16 protein-coding genes and 1 pseudogene are annotated in these 19,117 nt (G+C 72.1%); 13 read left to right on the forward strand and 4 right to left on the reverse strand.

Going from position 1 to position 19,117, the window contains the following annotated elements; translation table 11 throughout:
- The first annotated feature begins 33 nt into the window (after positions 1 to 33).
- The 7 genes and pseudogenes from ACZ5NH_RS01000 to ACZ5NH_RS01030 all read left to right on the forward strand — a co-directional run bounded on the left by ACZ5NH_RS01000 (position 34) and on the right by ACZ5NH_RS01030 (position 6,263).
- Entirely contained in the window at positions 34 to 372 is a 339-nt protein-coding gene (locus tag ACZ5NH_RS01000; protein ID WP_451555520.1) for a GNAT family N-acetyltransferase, read from the forward strand.
- A 110-nt stretch (positions 373 to 482) separates the two neighbouring features.
- A complete protein-coding gene (locus tag ACZ5NH_RS01005) occupies positions 483 to 1,031 on the forward strand; it encodes an HD domain-containing protein (RefSeq protein ID WP_468772206.1) in 549 nt (182 codons plus the stop codon).
- A gap of 207 nt (positions 1,032 to 1,238) precedes the next feature.
- Positions 1,239 to 1,991 carry a LamB/YcsF family protein gene (locus ACZ5NH_RS01010; RefSeq protein ID WP_468772208.1) on the forward strand — a complete coding sequence of 251 codons (753 nt, stop codon included), beginning with the start codon at positions 1,239 to 1,241 and terminating at the stop codon, positions 1,989 to 1,991.
- Positions 1,988 to 2,635, forward strand: a complete 648-nt coding sequence (locus ACZ5NH_RS01015; protein ID WP_468772210.1) for a 5-oxoprolinase subunit B family protein — start codon at positions 1,988 to 1,990, stop codon at positions 2,633 to 2,635. The genes ACZ5NH_RS01010 and ACZ5NH_RS01015 overlap by 4 nt, the downstream gene beginning before the upstream one ends.
- Positions 2,632 to 3,489: a 5-oxoprolinase subunit C family protein gene (locus ACZ5NH_RS01020; protein ID WP_468772212.1), complete on the forward strand. Its 858-nt coding sequence runs from the start codon at positions 2,632 to 2,634 to the stop codon at positions 3,487 to 3,489. Before ACZ5NH_RS01015 ends, ACZ5NH_RS01020 begins: the two co-directional genes overlap by 4 nt.
- Positions 3,490 to 3,562: 73 nt before the next feature.
- Positions 3,563 to 5,737, forward strand: a complete 2,175-nt coding sequence (locus ACZ5NH_RS01025; protein WP_468772214.1) for an FUSC family protein — start codon at positions 3,563 to 3,565, stop codon at positions 5,735 to 5,737.
- Positions 5,738 to 5,811: 74 nt separating this feature from the next.
- Positions 5,812 to 6,263, forward strand: a pseudogene (locus ACZ5NH_RS01030) (hypothetical protein).
- On the opposite strand, the gene ACZ5NH_RS01035 reads toward ACZ5NH_RS01030, so the two are convergent.
- Positions 6,250 to 7,284 (reverse strand): alpha/beta hydrolase, encoded by a 1,035-nt coding sequence (locus ACZ5NH_RS01035; RefSeq protein WP_468772216.1) that lies wholly within the window; start codon positions 7,282 to 7,284, stop codon positions 6,250 to 6,252. The pseudogene ACZ5NH_RS01030 and the gene ACZ5NH_RS01035 overlap by 14 nt on opposite strands.
- Positions 7,285 to 7,331: 47 nt before the next feature.
- Complete coding sequence (locus ACZ5NH_RS01040) at positions 7,332 to 7,985, reverse strand: M15 family metallopeptidase (protein ID WP_468772217.1); 654 nt, start codon at positions 7,983 to 7,985, stop codon at positions 7,332 to 7,334.
- 107 nt (positions 7,986 to 8,092) lie between these two features.
- Here ACZ5NH_RS01040 and ACZ5NH_RS01045 point away from each other — a divergent pair, with 107 nt between their 5' ends.
- Complete coding sequence (locus ACZ5NH_RS01045; RefSeq protein WP_388629782.1) at positions 8,093 to 8,656, forward strand: hypothetical protein; 564 nt, start codon at positions 8,093 to 8,095, stop codon at positions 8,654 to 8,656.
- A 49-nt stretch (positions 8,657 to 8,705) separates the two neighbouring features.
- Here ACZ5NH_RS01045 and ACZ5NH_RS01050 read toward each other — a convergent pair whose 3' ends face one another.
- The gene (locus tag ACZ5NH_RS01050) at positions 8,706 to 9,614 is read right to left on the reverse strand and encodes a TolB-like translocation protein (RefSeq protein WP_468772219.1); all 909 of its coding nucleotides are present in this window, start codon (positions 9,612 to 9,614) and stop codon (positions 8,706 to 8,708) included.
- Between the two features lie 199 nt (positions 9,615 to 9,813).
- Here ACZ5NH_RS01050 and ACZ5NH_RS01055 point away from each other — a divergent pair, with 199 nt between their 5' ends.
- Complete coding sequence (locus ACZ5NH_RS01055; protein ID WP_468772221.1) at positions 9,814 to 11,223, forward strand: hypothetical protein; 1,410 nt, start codon at positions 9,814 to 9,816, stop codon at positions 11,221 to 11,223.
- Positions 11,224 to 11,280: 57 nt separating this feature from the next.
- Here the strand turns inward: ACZ5NH_RS01055 and ACZ5NH_RS01060 are convergent, their stop codons facing one another.
- Positions 11,281 to 11,760, reverse strand: coding sequence for a diadenosine tetraphosphate hydrolase (locus ACZ5NH_RS01060; protein ID WP_468772222.1), 480 nt, complete (start codon positions 11,758 to 11,760; stop codon positions 11,281 to 11,283).
- Positions 11,761 to 12,751: 991 nt separating this feature from the next.
- On the opposite strand from ACZ5NH_RS01060, the gene ACZ5NH_RS01065 reads away from it, so the two are divergent.
- The 4 genes from ACZ5NH_RS01065 (at position 12,752) to ACZ5NH_RS01080 (ending at position 19,040) form a co-directional block, all read left to right on the forward strand.
- The gene (locus tag ACZ5NH_RS01065; RefSeq protein WP_468772224.1) at positions 12,752 to 13,732 is read left to right on the forward strand and encodes an asparaginase; all 981 of its coding nucleotides are present in this window, start codon (positions 12,752 to 12,754) and stop codon (positions 13,730 to 13,732) included.
- Between the two features lie 167 nt (positions 13,733 to 13,899).
- Positions 13,900 to 14,925, forward strand: coding sequence for an ABC transporter ATP-binding protein (locus ACZ5NH_RS01070; RefSeq protein WP_468772226.1), 1,026 nt, complete (start codon positions 13,900 to 13,902; stop codon positions 14,923 to 14,925).
- Positions 14,922 to 16,286, forward strand: coding sequence for an ABC transporter permease (locus tag ACZ5NH_RS01075; RefSeq protein ID WP_468772228.1), 1,365 nt, complete (start codon positions 14,922 to 14,924; stop codon positions 16,284 to 16,286). Before ACZ5NH_RS01070 ends, ACZ5NH_RS01075 begins: the two co-directional genes overlap by 4 nt.
- A gap of 6 nt (positions 16,287 to 16,292) precedes the next feature.
- Entirely contained in the window at positions 16,293 to 19,040 is a 2,748-nt protein-coding gene (locus tag ACZ5NH_RS01080; protein ID WP_468772229.1) for an alkaline phosphatase family protein, read from the forward strand.
- Positions 19,041 to 19,117 lie beyond the last annotated feature (77 nt).

Below are 19,117 nucleotides of genomic sequence, written 5' to 3' on the forward strand. Positions count from 1 at the left end.
GTAACGATGATGAGGTTCGAGGAAAGGCATCTCATGAGCCAGCCCGCCGCCGCTCCGACCGTCGAGCACAATGAGGCCAAGCACCGGTACGAAATCCTGGTCGACGGCAAGCGCGCCGGACTGACCGCCTACCGTGACCGCGGTGAACAGCGCGTCTTCTTCCACACCGAGGTCGACGAGGCGTTCGCCGGACAGGGCCTGGCCTCCCGGCTGGTCCAGGAGGCGCTCACCGACGTGCGCGGGGCCGGCAAGCGGATCGTGCCCGTCTGCCCGTACGTGGCCAAGTTCCTGAACACGCACGAGGAGTTCGCCGACATCACCGACCCCGTGACCCCCGATGTCCTGCACTGGCTGGACACCGAACTGGGCTGACCCACCCCGGCCGGCTGTCGATCTCGGCGGCCGGCCTCTCGACAGCGCGCCATTTCGGCCGTACACCCTGCCGACACCTGCCGTACGCCTCGGCGCGGCAGCTTGGGCGCATGACGTACGCCCCCCTGCGGTCCGTGGACGAGCTGATGGCCCTGCTGGCCGACTGTGCGGACGTCTGGGACACGCCGGACCGGCCGGGCGACCCGGTGGACATCCTGGACCACGGCCTCCAGGTCGCCGCCCTGCTCGCCGTGAGCCACCCGGACGACGAGGAACTGCAGGTGGCCGGGCTCGTCCCCGACATCGGCCACTACCTCGTGCCCGCCGACGAAGCGGGCCACGGCAGGCACGCCGCGGCCGCGGTCGAGGGGCTGCTGGGGCCGCGGGTCGCCCGCCCGGTCGCCGCGCACATCCCGGCCAAACGCTACCTCGCGGCTGCCGACCCGCAGTTGGCGCTGTCGCCGGAGAGCGCCCGCACACTCGGCTGCCAGGGCGGTCCCATGGTCCCGGCGGAGGCGGCGGCCTTCGCGGCGGACCCCGAATTCCCGGCCGCGATCGCACTGCGCCGTGCCGACGACGCGGGCAAGGTCGTGGGCCTTGCGGTGGCTCCGCTCGCGTCGTGGCGAACGGTCGTGGAACGAGTCGCCGCCCGCCGTTAGAAGGACACGCCCGCCGGGGGCGGCAGCGGATCCCGCGTCGAGGGCCAGTGCCGCGAAGGTTGCGGCGTGACAGCGATGGAACGCAGCGCGGCGGCCCTGCTGAGGCTGTGACCCGGCAGATGGCCGATCTGCGGGTCGGCCCGCTCCGCAAGGGTGCCGTGCCGGCTCCCTTGTGGGATTGTTCAACAATCGATTACGTTTCGGGACGTGATCGACCTCAACGCAGACCTCGGTGAAGGCTTCGGCCGCTGGACCCTCACCGACGACGACGCCCTGCTCTCCGTCGTGACCAGCGCCAACGTCGCCTGCAGCTTCCACGCGGGCGACCCCGCGGTGATGCGCCGCGTCTGTGACCTCGCCGCCGAACGCGGTGTCCGGATCGGCGCGCAGGTGTCCTACCGCGATCTGGCCGGCTTCGGCCGCCGGGCCATGGACGTACCGGCCGACGAGCTGGCGGCCGAGACGGCCTACCAGATCGGGGCACTGCGGGTCTTCGCCCAGGCCGCCGGGGCCGAGGTGGCCTACGTCAAGCCGCACGGCGCGCTCTACAACCGCACCGTGCACGACGCCGAGCAGGCCGCGGCCGTCGTCGAGGGGGTGAAACTCGCGGGCGGCGCCCTGTCGGTGCTCGGCCTGCCGGGCTCCGAACTGCTGGCCGCGGCCGAGCAGGCGGGCCTCGCCGCCGTACCGGAGGCCTTCGCGGACCGCGCTTACACCCCTGCCGGCACGCTCGTGTCGCGGCGCGAGACGAACGCCCTGGTGACCGACGAGGAGACGGTGGTCCGGCGCGCGCTGGCGTTCGCCATGGACGGCGCGGTCGAGGCCGTGGACGGTACGACGGTCGTGGTGACCGCCCGCTCCCTGTGCGTCCACGGCGACACCCCGGGCGCCGCCCGGATCGCGGCGCGGGTGCGCACGGCTCTGGAGGCGGCCGGGATCGAGGTCGGGGCGTTCGCATGACGGAGAGCCGGTCTCTGCAGGTGCGCCTCGCCGGGCGGCACGCGGTGCTCGTCGAGCTGCCGGACGCCGAGCACACCGGAGCCTTCCACGCCGAACTCCTGCGGCGGCGCGCGGCGGGCACCCTGCCGCCCGTCGCGGAAATCGTGCCGGGCGCGCGGACCGTGCTCCTGGACGGCGTCACCGACCCGGAGGAGCTGGCGCGCCACCTCTCCCACTGGGACGTGCCGACCCGGGCCGCCGACGACCGGGGAGTCGTGGAGATCCCCGTACGCTACGACGGACCCGACCTGGCCCAGGTGGCCGCCCTGTGGGGCGTCGCCGTGCACGAGGTCGCCGCCCGGCACTCCTCCTGCACCTTTCGCGTCGCCTTCTGCGGCTTCGCCCCCGGCTTCGGCTACCTCACCGGTCTGCCGGCGGAACTGCACGTGCCGCGCCGTGACACACCCCGCACCCGGGTCCCGGCCGGTGCGGTCGCGCTCGCCGGCCCCTACAGCGCGGTGTACCCGCGCCCCACCCCCGGCGGCTGGCAGCTGATCGGGACCATGCCGGACCCGACCCCGCTGTGGGACCTCGGCCGGGCGGAACCGGCCCTGCTCACGCCGGGAACGCGCGTCCGGTTCGTGGCGGAGGAAGGCACGCCATGACTGCCAAGCTCACCGTCGTGCGCTCCGGCGCCCTCACCACGGTCCAGGACGGCGGCCGTCGTGGCCATGCCCACCTGGGGGTGCCGCGCTCCGGCGCCCTCGACGCCGCCGCCCTGAGACTGGCCAATCTGCTGCTCGGCAACGCCCCCGGTGCCGCCGTCCTGGAGACCACCCTGACCGGCTGCGCCCTGCGCCCCGACCGCGGCGTGACCGTCGTGGTCGGCGGCGCGCCCTGCCCGGTGACCGTGGACGGCAGGCCGGCGCCCTGGGGCGTGCCCGTACGGCTGCCCGTGGGCGCCCTACTGAACGCGGGCGCGGTGACGGCGGGCGTGCGCTCGTACATCGCCGTCGCCGGCGGCATCGCCGTCGAGCCGGTCCTCGGCAGCCGTTCGACGGACCTGCTCTCCGGGCTCGGCCCGGCGCCGGTGCGCGACGGGGACGTCCTCCCGCTGGGCGCTCCCGCCCGGCAGCCGGTGTCTCCCGACAGCGCTCCCTGGCCGGCGCCGCCGACCGCACTGACCCTGCCGCTGCGGCTCGGCCCCCGCGCCGACTGGTTCACCCCCGGCGCACTGCGCACCCTCACATCTTCGACGTACCGCGTGTCGCAGCACAGCAACCGGATCGGCCTGCGCACCGAAGGGCCGGCGCTGGAGCGCGTGTCGACCGGCGAGCTGCCGAGTGAGGGCATGGTCCTCGGCGCCGTGCAGGTGCCCCCGGACGGGCGCCCGGTGGTCTTCCTGCACGATCACCCGACCACGGGCGGCTATCCGGTGATCGGCGTCGTCGGCGAGGCCGCCCTCGCGGCTGCCGCGCAGGCCGCCGCCGGTACGCCGATCCGCTTCACCCTGGGATGACCCGCCCGTGGCGGCTCTCCGCCGCGCCGGCCGGCGGGGTGCCGGGCCTTCGGAGGTGGGTGATTCTGTAGGGGTGGGTGGTGTCCCAGCCCGCCGGAGCCCGGCGGACTACGCCGACTCGGGCCGCCGGGCGGTACGCGTGACGCTGGTCGCCGCGGCCGGTTTCTACCTCTTCCGCTACGGCCTCGACCGTCCTGTGGCGGCCACCTACGCCCTGTTCGCCGCCGTGGCCCTGGGCGGACTCGCCAAGATCCCGGGCACCGGCCGGCAGCGGGCCGCGACCGTGTTCCGCCTGCTTCCGGTGTGCTGGCTGCTGGTCGTCGTCGGCACATATCTGTCCGTACGGACCTGGTGCGCCGTCGTCGGCATGCTGGCGGTCGGCTTCGGGCTGGCCTTCGCCGCCGTGGGCGGTCCTCGGCCGGCAGGGGCGGCGCCGGGCCTGCAACTCCTCTACATCCTCCCGTCGTTCCCTCCGTACGCCCCCGGCACTCTCGGCGAGCGCCTGATCGGGACCAGCACCGGACTGGTCCTCTTCATCGTCGCCGAAGCCCTGATGTTCCCCGAGCCCAGCCCGCCGACGTACCGGGAACGGGCCGCCCACGCCGTACGGACCGCCGGACACGGCGCGGCCCTCCTCGCCGCACCGCCGTACGCCCTGACCGGTCCCGACGTCCGGGCGGCCGGGGAGGCCAGTCGGAGCCTGCGGTCCCTGACCGTGCCGGAGGCGGAACGCCCGGCCGGGCCAGGCCTGCACGATCGCGCCCTCGCCCACACCGGCCTCGCCACCCGCACCCTCCTCAGCCGCCTGGCACAACTGCCCGTCCCGCCCGGCGGGCAGCCGGGCCCCGAGGTGACCGCCGTACTGCGGGCCGTCGCCCGGCTGGCCACGGCGACCGTGGACTGCCTGGGGACCGGGCCGTCGCCGGTGGCCCCCTACGAGGACCTGGTCAGGGCACGCGCGCACCTGTCGGCCGTGTCCGCGGGTCCGGCCCCCGGAACCGCTCGCGCGCCGGACTTCCCGCCCGCCGTACTGCGCCGGCACGCCGCAGTGCTGGAGATCGCCGACGCCGCACTCGCCATGGCCACCGCGGCCGATCTCGCCGTACGCGGAAGGCATGCCGCGGTACAGATCTCGCGAGGCCGCTTCTGGTACGCCGGCACGCGGGCGCCGATCCTGTGGTGGCACCGGCTCCGCGGCCACGCAGGTCGCCGCTCGGTGTTCTTCCAGAACGCGGTCCGTATCGCCCTGGCGTTGACCGCGGCCCGGCTCGTGGCCGGGGTGGACACGCTGCCCCATGGATTCTGGGCGATGCTGGCGACGCTCACCCTGACCCGGACCACCATGGACGAGACCTGGCACACCATCCGCCTGGCGCTCGCCGGCACCCTGGCCGGAGCTCTCGTCACCGCCGGGGCACTGAGCCTGGCCGGCACCGACACCGCCGTCTACGCCGTCGTACTGCCGGTGTGGATGCTGTTCGCCTTCACGGTGGGGCCGGTCAAGGGCGTCGGCTGGGCACAGGGCCTGTTCACCGTGCTCGTGGCCCTGGTCTTCGCCCAGCTGGCCCCGCCGACCTGGCGGCTGGCGGAGGTCAGGATGCTGGACGTGCTGGTCGGCAGCGCCGTCGGCGCCGTCTTCGGACTGCTGGCCTGGCCGCGCGGTGCCCATGACGAACTGCGCTACGCGTCGGCGGAACTCCTGCGCAGGGCGGCCGAGATCGTGGTGGCGACCGGCGCCTCGGTGGCGGGCGGCGGCGCCGTGGCCCCGCCGTCCGGGGTGTTCGGACACCGGTCGTTGCAGCGCGCGGTCATCCTCGCCGAGTCCGCGTTCGCGCAGTTCCAGAGCGAGCCGACACCGTTCGGCGGCGCGCCGCGCAGGCCCGCTCCGCGCACCGTGGACTGGCAGGCCGCGCTGATGGCCGGACACCACACCCTGTGGGGCTCCGAACGGCTGTTGGCGCCGCCGGTCACCGGCCTCGGCCCCGTGGCGGCCGAGGCCCTCAGCGGGCTGGGGGACCGGGTGGCCGGGCGGATGCTGCTGATCTCGGCGGCGCTGGACCCCGGAGCGGACACTCCGACCGGGCCGATTCCGCTGGTCGATCCGGGGGTTGTCGGGCCCGTCGCCGAGCCGCCCGGTGCACCCCGCCGGTACTACGCGACCGTGTCGTGGCTGGACTCGCTGATGACCGACCTGACCCGGATCGCACGCGGCGGCCCGGAGCCAGGGCAGGGCCCGCCCACGCCGTGAAGGTGCCGCCGGATCCGGCCGCGGCCGACGGCGGCGCCGTTTGGCCCACGTCACGGCGGGGGACCCGGAGCGACATGTTCCGAACCATCGCCCGTGGCTGTGCCGCCGGGGCCGCCGGCACCACCGCGTTGAACGCCGTGAGCTGCCTGGACATGGCGGTGCGCGGCCGGCCTTCGAGCAGCACCCCCGAGGCCGTGGTGGGGAAGATCACCACCCGGGCGGGACACACGGTCCCCGACGGGGAGGGACGGGACAACCGGCTCTCCGGTCTGGGGCGCTGTCGGGCATCGCCGTGGGAGTCGGCACGGGCGCCCTCGTGCCACTGCTCCACCGCGCCGGGCTACGGCCGCACGCCTGGCTGGGCGCCGTGCTGACCGGAGCCCTGGCGATGACGCTGGCCGACGCGCCCATAGCCGGCCTGGACATCAGCGACCCGCGCACCTGGTCGCCCGCCGACTGGACCTCGGACGCGCTCCCGCACCTCGCCTACGGCCTGGTCACCTACGGGGTCATCACGGCTGCCTGAGGATGCGCCGCAGCCAGCGGGTACGGGCCTCGCGGGCGTCCTGGCTGAGTGCCGCCCGTGGTGCAAAGGTGTCGAAGCCGTGGCAGGCGCCGGGCCAGACGTGCAGTTCCGCCTGGCCTCCGGCCCGCCAGAGCGCCTGCGCGTAGGCCACGGCCTCGTCCCGCAGGGTCTCCGCCGACCCGACCTCGACATAGGCCGGGGGCAGTGCGGACAGATCGGTCGCGCGGGCGGGCGCCGCGTACGGCGGCAGGTCCGCGGCGCCGTACCGGTCGCCCAGCACCGCCTGCCAGGCGGTCGCGTTGGAGATCCGGTCCCAGGTGTCGATGCCGGCCATCTGACGGCTGGAGCAGGTGTTGCCGCGGTCGTCGAGCATCGGGCAGAGGAGCAGTTGTCCGATCGTGCCGGGCCCGCGCCGGTCACGGGCGAGCAGGGCGAGTGCCGCGGCGAGTCCGCCGCCGGCGCTCTTTCCCCCGACGACGACACGGCCGGCGTCGATGCCCAGCTGCGCCGCGCGCGCGGTCGTCCAGATCAGCCCCGCGTAACAGTCCTCCACCGCCGCGGGATACCGTGCCGCGGGTGCCAGCCGGTACTCGACGGAGACGACCGCCAGTTCCAGGGTGGCGGCCCACTCGCGAAGGAGCCGCGGCAGCACGGACCACGCATTGCCCGTGACCATTCCGCCGCCGTGCATGTAGTACAGCAGGGGCAGCGGCCCGGTGAACCCGGCGGGCCGTGCGCTGACGAGGGTGACGTCCGGTCCGCCCGGCGGCCCCGGCACCCGCAGCTCCGCCACCTCGAAGCGGCCACCGGCCCGGAGGTCCTCGAGGGTCGGCCTGGGGCGCGCCGCGGCATCCCGCTTCTGCCGGGCCACGAGGTTCTCCGGGGTGACCGGCTCCCTCACATCACGCCCCAAACCCACGAGCGCGACCGCCAGTTCGGGGTCGAGCGGGGGCGCGTCCCAAGCCGCCGGGACAGGGCCGGGCTCGGAGGGCAGGTCGTCGGCGAGGTGCGTGCGGTCCACTCGTTCACCCGCCGGGCACGGGTCATCGGGGCGGGCCGGATCAGGGCTCATCCGAGTTCCCGTGGCCCGTACAGCGCACTGCCGGCTTCGGTGGCGAGAGCCCAGTAACGGTCGCCGTAGGACCAATGCCACCATTCTGTGGGGTAGTTGACCAGGCCGACGGCACTCAGGGCCGCGCCGAGCACCCGCCGGTTGGCCCGCGCCTCGGGGCCGATCGTGGCGGCGTCCGTGTAACAAGCGCCGTCGCTCTCCTCCGGACTGGCGTTCACGGGTGTCCCCATGTCGAGTTCCCGGCCCTCGGCGTCGACGAGCGTGAGGTCCACCGCGGCGCCGGCGCTGTGCGGCGCGATCTCCGGCGGCGACACATATCGGCTCGCGGCCTCGCGCACCCGCGCCGGCGACCAGTCAGGATGAGCGGCCCGCAGCGTGCCGGCGTACCGCTCGAAGTACTCGCGCTGCAGCGCGGGCGGCCGGTAACCCTCGACGAACAGCAGACGCAGCCCGGCCGGGAGGAGTTGCCGGGCCCTGAGAAGGCGGATCAGGACGCCTTCTCGCAGCTGTGCGAACGCCCCTGACGGTTCGGCCCTGCGCGCGTCCACGGCGAGGGCATCCCGCAGCCGGACGTCGACGAGCGGTTCTCCGCAGTCGGTCACGGGGACGGCCGCGACCCTCGGATCCGACATCAGCACGATCTTGTTCATGCGCCGATCCTCACCGATCGTCTCCGCAACAGGTGGCCGCCTGTGCCGCCTTGGCCAAAAGCCATGGGTCCTGGTAGTCATGGCCTGTGCGATTCGAGAGTGTCCCCATGCCGGCGTCGGTCGAGGCACGGCCCCGTGACGCCCGTGGGTATCCGGTCCCGGCGATCACCCCCTGGGAAGGGGAGGAGCCGCAGTTCGCGCTGACCGACTACGAACGCAGCGCCGCATGCGCGCGGAGTCGTCTGTGCTCGGTGTGCAACCAGGCCATGCCGCAGGGGCCCGTGTGGCGTGTGGTGGGGGCCGCGGAGAGCGCTGCGATCGGGGAGGCGCTGGCCGCCGGACGGCCCTACCGCAATCTCGCGCCGACCCTCGAAGGACCGGGCCACCGTGCCTGCATGCTGTACGCCTCGATGGTGTGCCCCTATCTGGCCCGGCCCAACGCCCGGCGCGGCATGTCGGCGACGGAACCGGACGACATGACCTCGCATGTGGTGCGGGGCGCCGTCCGGGGCACGATGGGTGCGGTGGTGGGCTTCGGCGAGTACGAGTACGCCGTCACCGGCAGCCGGGTGCTCTTCCGGTTCCTGGACGTCGTCGAGTTCCTGCCGCACGACACCGCCGACGCGCACCTGGACGAACTGCGGGCCGAGCTCGCCCGGACCGCGAAGTGACCCACACTCCGCGGCCCCGGACGCGCCCGGCCCGTTCACTCGTACGACGTCAGGGGCGGTACGCCGCCAGCCCGACCGTCGAGGTGACCTTGGCCGGACGGCCCGAGCCGTCGGCCGGCAGGGTCACCGTGCCGGACGGGGTGTGCACCGCGAGGGTCTTGCCGTCGGGGGACCAGGCCGGCTCGGTGTAGTCGGTCGTGGCGTGCGGGGTGAGGTCCTTGATGTGGTTGCCGTGCATGAAGTCCTCCACGAGCACGTGGTCGTGACCGGCGACCGAGCGCACGAAGACGACCTCCTCCTCGTTCGGGGACAGCGCCGGCTGGGAGCCCTGGGTGAGCTTGCCGCCCTGCTGGCGCAGGTAGTCGTCACGGATGTAGACGGCACCGGTGTGGTCGTTGGCGTAGACCGAACTGCCGTAGTGGCCGGCCGCGTTCGGCCAGAGATTGCCGGTCTGCGGCAACGCACCGCCCGGACCCGCCTCGCCGTTCAGGGACAGCGTCTTGGGCGTGCCGTGGACGGCCTTGGCGGAGATGTACTTCAGCCGGGACACACCGTCGGCGCGCGCCGCGAAGATGAGGTTGTCCTTGGCGGGGATGCCGTTCTGGGTGTCCTTCGCGGTCACCTGCCAGGTCGGGTGGGACCAGTTCTGGTTGCCGGGATTCCTCGCGACGACCACGCGCCCGCTGCCGTCCGGGTTGGCGATGTCCAGGTTGCCGGAGCCGTCCACGAAGGCGGCCCTCTTGCCGTCCGGGGACCAGGCGAGGTCCCGGACGGGCACCCCGAAGTTCACCTTGTGGCCGCCGATCAGCACGTAGTTGGTGCCGTTGCTGACGGTCAGGGTGCCGTGCGAGGCGGTGGTCGCGGCCGACGCGGCGCCGGAGACGCCCAGCAGCGCGGTGCCGGTGACGGCTGCGGCCACGGCGATGGCGGCCGCCGTGGTGCGGGTGCGTGAGGTCATGAGTCGATTCCCCCAGGAACATGGACTGGTCAGGTCGTGCGGTGAAGCCGAGCTTGGCAGGGCCTGATCTTGGAACTGTCAGTTCGGTGTCACAGGGGCGTAACACAGCCCGGTGACGGGCGGGAAGCGCCCAGGGGCTAAGGTCCATCCGATCGTTCGGAACAACGTGTGTGAATCTCCTTCTGACCAGAGGATGTTGATGAGACGAAGATCCCTCGCCGGTACGGCCGCGGTCTTCATGTCCGCCGCGGGCCTGACCGCGGCACTGCTGGGCGCCGCCCCGGCCGGCGCCGCCACCGGACAGCCGGTGATCACCCTCGACGCGCCGGAACCGGTGGCGCTGCCGGCCGCGCCCGCCACCGCTGACGTGTCCTTCGATTTCCAGACCAAGGCCAAGAACCTGCAGGCGTACGATGCCACGCTGACCGTGGACGCCCGGGGCCTGTCGAAGATCGCCAAGGTGACGTTCTCGGACAACTGCACGGCCAAGGGCCTGGTCGCCACGTGCTCGGAGATGTTCCAGTCCGATTCCTCTCCCACCACCCACATGGGTGCCGAGACGAGCCTGACGCTGACCCCGCTGAAGGGTGCCGCGCTCGGTGCCGTGGGCACGTACAAGGTCAGCGGCCACTCCGCGCACGCACAGATCGTGGGCGGCACCGGCAGAGTCGAGGTGGGAGGCCCCTCCTTCGGCCTCGACAAGCTCACCGACCACACCGGCCTGAAGGTCGGCAGCACCGTCAGCGAACCGGTCCGGTTCACCAATGTGGGCAACCGTCCCGCCAAGGGCGTCCAGGCGGTCCTGGCCGCCTCACCGGGCCTCGACTTCGCCGACCACTACGCCAACTGCAAGTACGGGTACAACGGCACGATCCACTTCGCGGAGTGCTACCCCAAGGGCGCGATCAACCTCGGAGAGACGGCCGCCCTGGCCGCTCCGGTGCGCCTGCGGGTGAACTCGGCCGCGTTGTACACGTACCTCGACACGATGACCGTGCCGCTGGGCCAGCCGGGATGGCCGGACGGGCAGGGCATCAGGTGGACCTGGGGCAAGGGGTCCACGCTCAGGCTGAAGGTGATCAAGGCGGGCCGAAAGTCCTCGGTCCCGGCCGGGTCCGTCTCCCTGCCGCAGACGGGTGACGTCACCGACTACCGGATCACCTCCCTCCAGGCGCACAACACGGCCGACTTCGGAGTCTCCGGCGCGAGCGCGCAGGCCGGGCAGGGCAAGAACGCGACCCTCGCCTTCCACCTGTCCGCGGGCGGTCCGGCCACGCTGTACGACCGCAGCGGCGGTGAGGGAGTGCCCACCGTCTGGGTGACGTTCCCGCCCGGTACCACTGCCGTCGGCCACTCGGCCAACTGTGCTCCCTGGCAGGACCACAACCCGACGGCACAGGCCCACGGCCCGTACGTCTGCCGCCCGTCGGGCATCGTCCTGCCCAAGGGACAGGTCACCGACTTCAGCCTGACCCTCCGGGTCGACGAGGTGACCACGCATGCCAAGGGCGGCGTTCAGCTGGTATGGGGCCCGGATCCCGCCAACTCCCACCGGCCGGCATTCGACCCTGACAGCCGGAACGACTCCGCGACGCTCACGCTGAACTGAGCCGCGAACTGTGCGCCGATGCCGAGCACCTTCCGCTCGGCATCGGCGCGCACCCGCTCAGGACATGGACGCCAGCAAGTCCAGCTCACTCCCGATCGCATCCCGCAGTGCGTCGTGCTGCGGACCGAGCCCGAACCGAGCGTCCCGCCACCGGTCCGGCGGATACAGCCATACGGGCTTGCCCACCACCTCGGGCGACTCCCACTCGAACCGGGGCCAGATGTGGGCGTGCAGGAACGGGTCGGTGTTGCCGAGGATCTCCAGGTTCACCCGGCGGAAGCCGGGATCCAGCCGTCGGCAGGCCCGTTCCACCGCCTCTCCGAGCCGGTCCATGTCGGACAGGAACGCCAGCCGTTTGCCCCGGGGCAGGTCCGACAGCCGCTGCACACCCGGCTCGTCCACCAGCAGGACCGAGTAGCCCGGCAGGAACTGCACGTCGCCGATCACCGCGAACCCGGCCCGAAGCCGTCGTAGCACCGTCGGGTTCTCACCCCGCAGAGCAGCCCCGATCCGGTCCGTGCGCCAGTCGTCACTCATGCTCCCAACCTATGGCCTGCCCGGACAAGCAGGGGTGTGACCTGCACAATTGCTTCAGAGTGTCGACGGCTCGACGGCCCGGTCGACGTCCTGCGGCCGCGGCACGCGCAGGATGCCTTCGAGCAGGTAGTAGTCGGCGTAGGGGAGAGAGACCTCGATTCCGCCCCTCGGCCGGCCGGCCGGTTGCGGGTGCAGCGGGCGACTATCGCCTCCGCGCGGGTGGAGTTCCGCGTCGGGCAGGTCTCCGACAGCGCGGTGAGGATGCGCAGGGCGACCTGCCGGTAATCGCGCCGGCCGACGCGTCCTTGATGTCGTAAGGCGCTTGCGGCGCACGGTAGTTCCGCACCGGTATGTGATCCGGACTCAGCGCTCCCACCGCGAAGTCGGCGAGACGGCCCGCCGTGGAGAGAAGCCACTGTTGTCCATGGACGGTGTTCGGGCCGATCGGGGCGCCGGTGTCCGGGTCGAAGTCGAAAACATGTGGCGTTGAGCCGTCCGGGCGGGGAAAGACGCGTTGCGCCGTATTCGCGTGCTCTACGGCGATCTAGAGGCACTTGTCATCATCTGTCTGTCCCGCGTTGTTCGGGTCGTTCAGCGCTCCCCAAGCCCGGATGAAGCGGCCGCGCGGGTTGTAGCGCTGGATGAGCGACTCGGCCGCCTCGATCGCGCCCGCGCGCCAACTGTGGTCCGGTCAGCCCGGGCGCGACGGCGTGCAGCTTCTCCACCGTGTGGTCGGCCGCCGCGCGGAGCGTTCGCGCGGCGGATGCCGGGCTCTGGTCCCCGGACGCCTCCGCGGCGTCGGCGGGGGAGACGCGGTTGGCCGTGGCTCCGGCTGCCACGGCGAGCACGGTGCGCCGGTGAGGCCTGCCTGTGGCGCACAACTCGGGTGCCGGTACGGTGCGGAGCGACCCGCTCATCCGGCCGACGTGTCCGGCGATCCCGGGGACGGCCGGGTGGGCCGGACCGATTCCCACCCGGAAGGTGACCGCCGATGTCCCAGTCCGCCATGCCCACCCCTATCGCCGACGCGCCGAGTACCCCGGTCCTCGCCGAGGTCGTACGCTCCGGATTCGTCGAAGGGCGGCACCGGGGCGGCGTGGTGCTCCTCGCCGCGGACGGCTCGGTGGAGTGTGCGATCGGCGATGTGACGTCCCCCGTCTTCCCGCGTTCCGCCAACAAGCCGATGCAGGCGGCGGGCGTGCTGCGGGCCGGCCTCGGCCTCCAGGGAGAACGGCTGGCCCTGGCTGCCGCGAGCCACTCCGGCGAGCCGTTCCACCGCGACCTGGTGCGAGCGATGCTCGACGAGCACGGGCTGACCCCGGAGCACCTTCAGTGCCCGCCCGCCCTCCCGCTGGACCAGCAGGAGCAGGAGGCCTATCTGGCGGCCGGCGGCCGGCGCGACCGCGTGGCCATGAACTGCTCCGGCAAACACACGGCGATGCTGGCCGCCGCCGCGCTGCGCGACTGGCCGCTGGAGTCCTACCTCGACCCGGACCATCCGCTGCAACGCGTCATCCGTACGGTCGTGGAGGAGGCGGCCGGTGAACCGGTGGCCGCCGTCGGTGTGGACGGCTGCGGGGCGCCGCTGATGGCGATCGGCCTGACCGGCCTCGCCCGTGCCTTCCGCTCCTTCGTCCTTGCCGCACCCGGCACCCCCGAGCGGCGGGTCGCCGACGCCATGCGCGCCCACCCCGAGTACGTCGCCGGCACCCACCGCCACGACACCTGGCTCATGAAGGAGATACCGGGCGTCCTGTCGAAGGTGGGCGCGGAAGCCGTACAGGCCCTCGCCCTGCCCGACGGCCGCGCCCTGGCCCTCAAGATCGAGGACGGTGGAGTGCGAGCCCTCGGGCCCGTCCTGGCCCGCGCGCTGCGCCTGATGGGCGTCACGGCACCCGTCGTGGACCGCGTCGGTCGTACGCCGGTGCTGGGTCGGGGGCGGGAGGTGGGGGAGGTGCGAGCCGTGTTCTGACACGTGTCACTGAGGGCATGTCAGCCGCGCTGGACGGCGGGGGCGCTGGTGCGGCCTCGCGGCTGCGGACGGCTGTTGTCTTCCGTTCCTTGAGCGTTCGACTGGCGATTCCTGTGCGGACGGTGTGCTCTCCCTAGGGTCCATGAGGCTTTCGAAAGAAGGGGCTCATGGACTCACTGCTCGCGATCCGGGCTCGCGGGATCACCAAGTGCTTCGGTGATGTCGTCGCACTCGACGGCATCGACCTCGATGTGGCGCGGGGACAGATCCACGGGCTGGTCGGCCCGAACGGCGCCGGCAAGACGACGCTTCTCGGGCTCCTGCTCGGGCTGGCCGTGGCCGACAGCGGCCGTCTGGAGATCCTCGGTACGCCGGTGGGCAGGACGTTCGCCGCTCCCGACGGTGTCGCCGGGTTCGTGGACGGCCCTGGCCTCTATCCGTCGCTCACCGCCAGGCAGAACCTCGCCGCGCTCGCGGCTCTGCGCGGACAGGACCCCCGCACGGCCGGCATCGACGACGTCATTGCCCAAGTCGGACTCACCGACGTCGCCGGCGACCGGATCCGGGGCTTCTCCCTGGGCATGCGGCAACGGCTCGGGCTCGCCGCCGCCTTGCTCACCAAGCCCCGGCTGCTCGTGCTCGACGAGCCGTCCAACGGCCTCGACCCGGTCGGAAAGAAGCACGTCCACGGCGTCCTCGCCCGGCTCGCGGCGGAGGGAACCAGCGTCGTGCTGTCGAGCCACCGCATGGACGACGTGGAGGCACTGTGCTCCGAGGTCACCATCCTCGCCACCGGACGCGTCGCGTTCTCCGGCCCGTTGCGCAAGCTGGCCGCCGAGAACCGTGAACTCGACTACCGGCTGATCGCCTCCGATCCGCGGGCCGCCCGCCGGCTCGCTGCCGACACGCCCGGGATCCACCTCGTCGACGACGGACGCCCCGGCAGCGACGAGGTGCTCGTCGTACGCGCCCTGGTGCCGGCCCTCGACGAACTCGTGGTGCGGCTCGTCCGGTCGGGCACCGCCTTGCGGGAGCTCGCCCCCGTGGTGTCCCCGCTGGAGGCCGCCTTCCTGGCCCTGACCGAGCATCAGGAGGCCGCCACGGAAGGGACGGGGCCCGACGCCGAACAGCGACAGGAAGCCGGCGCCCAGCCGCAGGACACCCACGCCCAGCAGCAGGAGGCCGGCCGATGACCGCCACCGTGACCGCTCCCGCCCCCGACCGGTTCACCGGTGCCGGCCGTGTCTCGGTGGCCCGCGGCTACCGATTCGAACTGGTCAAGCTCGTCTCGCAATGGCGGATCCGCCTGCTGGTGCTCGCCTGCTGGATCGCCCCGGCGCTCTTCGTCGCGGCGGTGAGCCAGCAGAGCACACTCCCCTCCGACACCCTCTTCGGCCGCTGGATGCTCGCCACGGGCTGGGCCGGACCGCTGGTGATGCTCGGTTTCGCGGGCACCTGGGCGCTGCCGCTGCTGACCTCGGTGGTCGCCGGTGACGTGTTCGCATCCGAGGACCGGGTCGGCACCTGGCGCCACCTGCTCGTGGCGGTCCGCTCGCCCCGGCGGATCTTCGCGGCCAAGGCGCTGGCCAGCCTCACGGTCATCCTGTTGCTGGTGGCCGGGCTGGCCTGCTCCAGCGCGGCCGGCGGTCTGGTGACCGTCGGCAACCGGGCGCTGGTCGGTCTCGACGGCCACCAGTTGACGCCGTCGGACGCCGCGGGCAAGGTCGCCCTCGCCTGGGTGTGCGTACTCGCCCCGACCCTGGCCCTCGCCGCGATCGGACTCCTCGGGTCCGTCGCGCTGGGGCGGTCCCCGATGGGGCTGCTGCTGCCCGCGGTGGTCGCGCTCGCGATGCAGGTCGCGCAGATGCTGCCGCTCCCGGTCGCCGTACGCCTCGCCCTGCCCGGCTACGCGTTCATCTCCTGGAACGGACTGTTCACCAGCCCGGCACAGCTCGGCCCGCTCCTGATCGGCATCAGGGTCAGCCTGGTGTGGGCCCTGCTGGCGACAACGTCGGCGTATCTGCTGTTCCTGCGGCGCGACTTCACGAATCCCACCGCCGACGGCTCGGGGCGCCGCGCGGTCACCGTCGGTCTCCTGCCGCTCGTCGCACTGGCCGGCGCGACCGTCGCCCTCGTCGCCTCGGCGACCGGGGTCACGGGCTCCGGGATCTCGCAGGACAAGGTGCAGCGCTCCCTCGCCACGGAGTTCGCCCACCTCTATCGCATGCAGACCGAGCAGCTCAACCGCCCGCACGTCACCGAAGCGCAGCTGAAGGCCGCGGCGACGTGTGACAAGGGCAGCGTCAGGGTCGCCGCCGAGGGCCCCGGCAACGACTGGCGCTGTGTCGTGTCCTGGCATCTGCCTGGCGTCGAGGCCACCGGGACGGCCGTCTACCAACTCGACGTCACCTCAGACGGGCGGTTCGTCGCCGACGGCGACGGACCGAAGGAAGTGAACGGCTACTTCCTGGTGCGGACCCCGACCGGCGACGCACCGAACCCCCTTTGGCAGTTCGACGGCAACGTCGAACTTCTCAGCACCTCGAAAGGATGACTCTCCATGCAGGTAACACGTCATCGCAGGCCTGTGGAGACGGAGTTTCGCGGTAGACGAATCGGGCGCCGGAGCGCCCTCACGGCAGGCGCCACAGCGGTCGTCCTCGCCGTCACCGCAGGCGTCGGTTACGCCCAGACCCACCAGTTCGGCACCGACCAGGTCGGCCAGACGACCGATCGAGGCCAGGTCGTCTCCAGCGACCAGTACCTCGCCCCGTACGGCGACCGCCTCGTCATCAGCAACGGCAAGATCATGTCGTCCTCGCCCAGCCCGGACGGCACCCACATAGCGGCCGCGGTCACCGACGGTGGCAGCGCGCTGGCCATCGTCGACGTGAAGAACTGGAAGGTGCAGCAGGTCGTCGGCACCGCCGCCACGTCGACTCCGCGCCTCGGCAGCAACTCCGTGGGCCAGGAAGGCCCCACGTACTCGCCCGACGGCAAGCAGCTGTGGCTGGGCCAGACCGACGGCTACACCAAGTTCACGGTCAACCCGGACGGCACCGTCGACAACCCGACCAGCATCAAGATCCCGGCGGACGGATCCAAGCACGCCCTGGTCGGCCAGGCGGTGTTCTCCGCCGACGGCTCCACCGTGTACTCCGCGGTCAACGGCCAGAACCGGGTGGTCGCCATCGACGCGGCGACCGGCGCCATCAAACAGAGCTGGAACGTGGGCAACGCCCCGCGTGACATGGTCCAGGTCGGCAACAAGCTCTACGTCGGCAACGAGGGCGGCCGTCCGGCCAGGGCCGGCGACACCACCATGAACTCGTACGGCACCCAGGTGCCGGCCAACCCGAGGACCGGGGCCACCACCACCGGCACCGTCAGCGTCATCGACCTGGCGAACCCGGCCGCGGACCCGTCGAGCATCGACGTCGGTCTGCACCCGACCGCCCTGTACGCCAAGGGCAAGGCGCTGTTCGTCACCAACACGGCCAGCAACAACGTGTCGGTCATCGACACCGACAAGAACAAGGTCGTCCAGACCATCGACACCCAGCCGTGGCCGGAGGCGTCGGTGGGCTACGAGCCCAACGCGGTGACGCTCACCGACGACGGCCGGCTGCTGGTGACCCTCGGCCGCGCCAACGCGGTCGCCGTCTACCGGTACAAGAGCCCGCTGGAGCCGGTGAGTTACGTCGGTCTGCTCCCGACGGACTACTTCCCCGCGGAGATCACGACCGTCGGCAACCAGGTGCTGGTCTCCAACACCCGTGGCATCGACGCCCGTCGCCCGAACAACCCCGCCGGGCACGGCACCCACGACACGACGTCCAGCGTGCAGCGGTTCACTCTGCCGGACGACAGCGTCATCAGGTCCGAGACGGCCAAGGTCTTCCAGCAGAACGGCTGGACCCCCGGCTCGGTCTCGATGGCCAGGGGCGGGAGCAAGGCGCGTCCGGTGCCGGTCCCGCAGCGGCTCGGCGACCCCTCGACGATCAAGCACGTCTTCATGATCGTCAAGGAGAACCGGACCTACGACCAGGTCTTCGGCGACATGCCGCAGGGCAACGGCGACCCGTCGGTGACGCAGTTCGGCGAGAACGTGACGCCGAACCAGCACGCGCTGGCCAAGCAGTTCGGCCTGTACGACAACACGTACGACGTCGGTACGAACTCCGCCGAGGGCCACAACTGGCTGATGCAGGCGGACGACCCGGAGTACACCGAGTCCTCGGCCGGTGAGTACCAGCGCAGCTACGACACCGAGAACGACGCGCTCGGCCACCAGAAGTCCGGCTTCATCTGGACCGGTGCGCAGGCGGCCGGGAAGACCGTGCGGGACTTCGGCGAGTTCCAGTCGATCGAGAACAAGCCGTCCGGCGCGACCTGGCAGAACCTGTACTGCGACGCCAAGAACATGGACGCGACCGGCCGGCCCACCGCTTACCCCATCCAGACCGGTTCGGCGATCCCCTCGCTCAACTCCGTCTCGGTGCCCGGCTTCCCGATGTTCGACCTCGACGTCCCGGACGTCTACAAGTACCAGATCTGGAAGCAGGACTTCGAGAAGAACGGTCCGGCCAACCTGAACATGTTCTGGCTCTCCAACGACCACACCGGTGGTCCGGCGAGCCCGGCGGCCGCGGTGGCGGACAACGACCTCGCGGTCGGCAAGATGGTCGACGAGATCTCCCACAGCAAGTACTGGAAGGACTCGGCGATCTTCGTCGTCGAGGACGACTCCCAGGCCGGTCTCGACCACGTCGACGGCCACCGTGCCCCGATCCAGATCATCAGCCCCTGGTCTCAGCACGGCACCGTCGACAACCACTACTACTCGCAGATCACGATGGTCCGCACCATCGAGGAGATCCTCGGGATCCACCCGATGAACCAGAAGGACAGTGCGGCCAGCCCGATGCGCGGGGCGTTCACCCAGCGCCCGGACTACACGCCGTTCAAGGCGCTGCCCAACCGGACCTCGCTGACCGACGGCCTGAAGACCCCGCCTTCCTGCGGCGTCGACACCCCGGCGGCGCAGGACCCGAAGGCGGCGGCCGTCCCTGCGGCCAAGGTCCCGGCGGACATGCAGCAGCTCGCCGCCGAGTGGAACAGCTGGAAGTCGAAGCAGCACCTGACCGGCTCCCACGCGACGGCCGACTTCGCCAACCCGGCCCAGATGAACCACTTCACGTGGTACCAGACGCACAACTGGAGCACGCCGTACCCCGGTGAGAAGAAGATCTACGCACCGAACGACGTGCCGGGTGCCTACATCCCGTCGTCGGAGTCCGACGGCTGATACAGGCCGACCCGTCGAGGACCCCTGGCCGGCCACACGCCTGCCGGGGGTCCTCGGCGTTCCGGCGCGTTCGGTGC

Source organism: Streptomyces sp. NPDC031426 (assembly GCF_055581585.1).

What these genes read in the sequence shown, in the direction of transcription:
- ACZ5NH_RS01000 (WP_451555520.1), top strand. Translation starts at nt 34, where the DNA reads ATGAGCCAGCCCGCCGCCGCTCCGACCGTCGAGCACAATGAGGCCAAG.
- ACZ5NH_RS01005 (WP_468772206.1), top strand. Translation starts at nt 483, where the DNA reads ATGACGTACGCCCCCCTGCGGTCCGTGGACGAGCTGATGGCCCTGCTG.
- ACZ5NH_RS01015 (WP_468772210.1), top strand. Translation starts at nt 1,988, where the DNA reads ATGACGGAGAGCCGGTCTCTGCAGGTGCGCCTCGCCGGGCGGCACGCG.
- ACZ5NH_RS01020 (WP_468772212.1), top strand. Translation starts at nt 2,632, where the DNA reads ATGACTGCCAAGCTCACCGTCGTGCGCTCCGGCGCCCTCACCACGGTC.
- ACZ5NH_RS01040 (WP_468772217.1), bottom strand. Translation starts at nt 7,985, where the DNA reads ATGAACAAGATCGTGCTGATGTCGGATCCGAGGGTCGCGGCCGTCCCC.
- ACZ5NH_RS01045 (WP_388629782.1), top strand. Translation starts at nt 8,093, where the DNA reads ATGCCGGCGTCGGTCGAGGCACGGCCCCGTGACGCCCGTGGGTATCCG.
- ACZ5NH_RS01050 (WP_468772219.1), bottom strand. Translation starts at nt 9,614, where the DNA reads ATGACCTCACGCACCCGCACCACGGCGGCCGCCATCGCCGTGGCCGCA.
- ACZ5NH_RS01055 (WP_468772221.1), top strand. Translation starts at nt 9,814, where the DNA reads ATGAGACGAAGATCCCTCGCCGGTACGGCCGCGGTCTTCATGTCCGCC.
- ACZ5NH_RS01060 (WP_468772222.1), bottom strand. Translation starts at nt 11,760, where the DNA reads ATGAGTGACGACTGGCGCACGGACCGGATCGGGGCTGCTCTGCGGGGT.
- ACZ5NH_RS01065 (WP_468772224.1), top strand. Translation starts at nt 12,752, where the DNA reads ATGTCCCAGTCCGCCATGCCCACCCCTATCGCCGACGCGCCGAGTACC.
- ACZ5NH_RS01070 (WP_468772226.1), top strand. Translation starts at nt 13,900, where the DNA reads ATGGACTCACTGCTCGCGATCCGGGCTCGCGGGATCACCAAGTGCTTC.
- ACZ5NH_RS01075 (WP_468772228.1), top strand. Translation starts at nt 14,922, where the DNA reads ATGACCGCCACCGTGACCGCTCCCGCCCCCGACCGGTTCACCGGTGCC.
- ACZ5NH_RS01080 (WP_468772229.1), top strand. Translation starts at nt 16,293, where the DNA reads ATGCAGGTAACACGTCATCGCAGGCCTGTGGAGACGGAGTTTCGCGGT.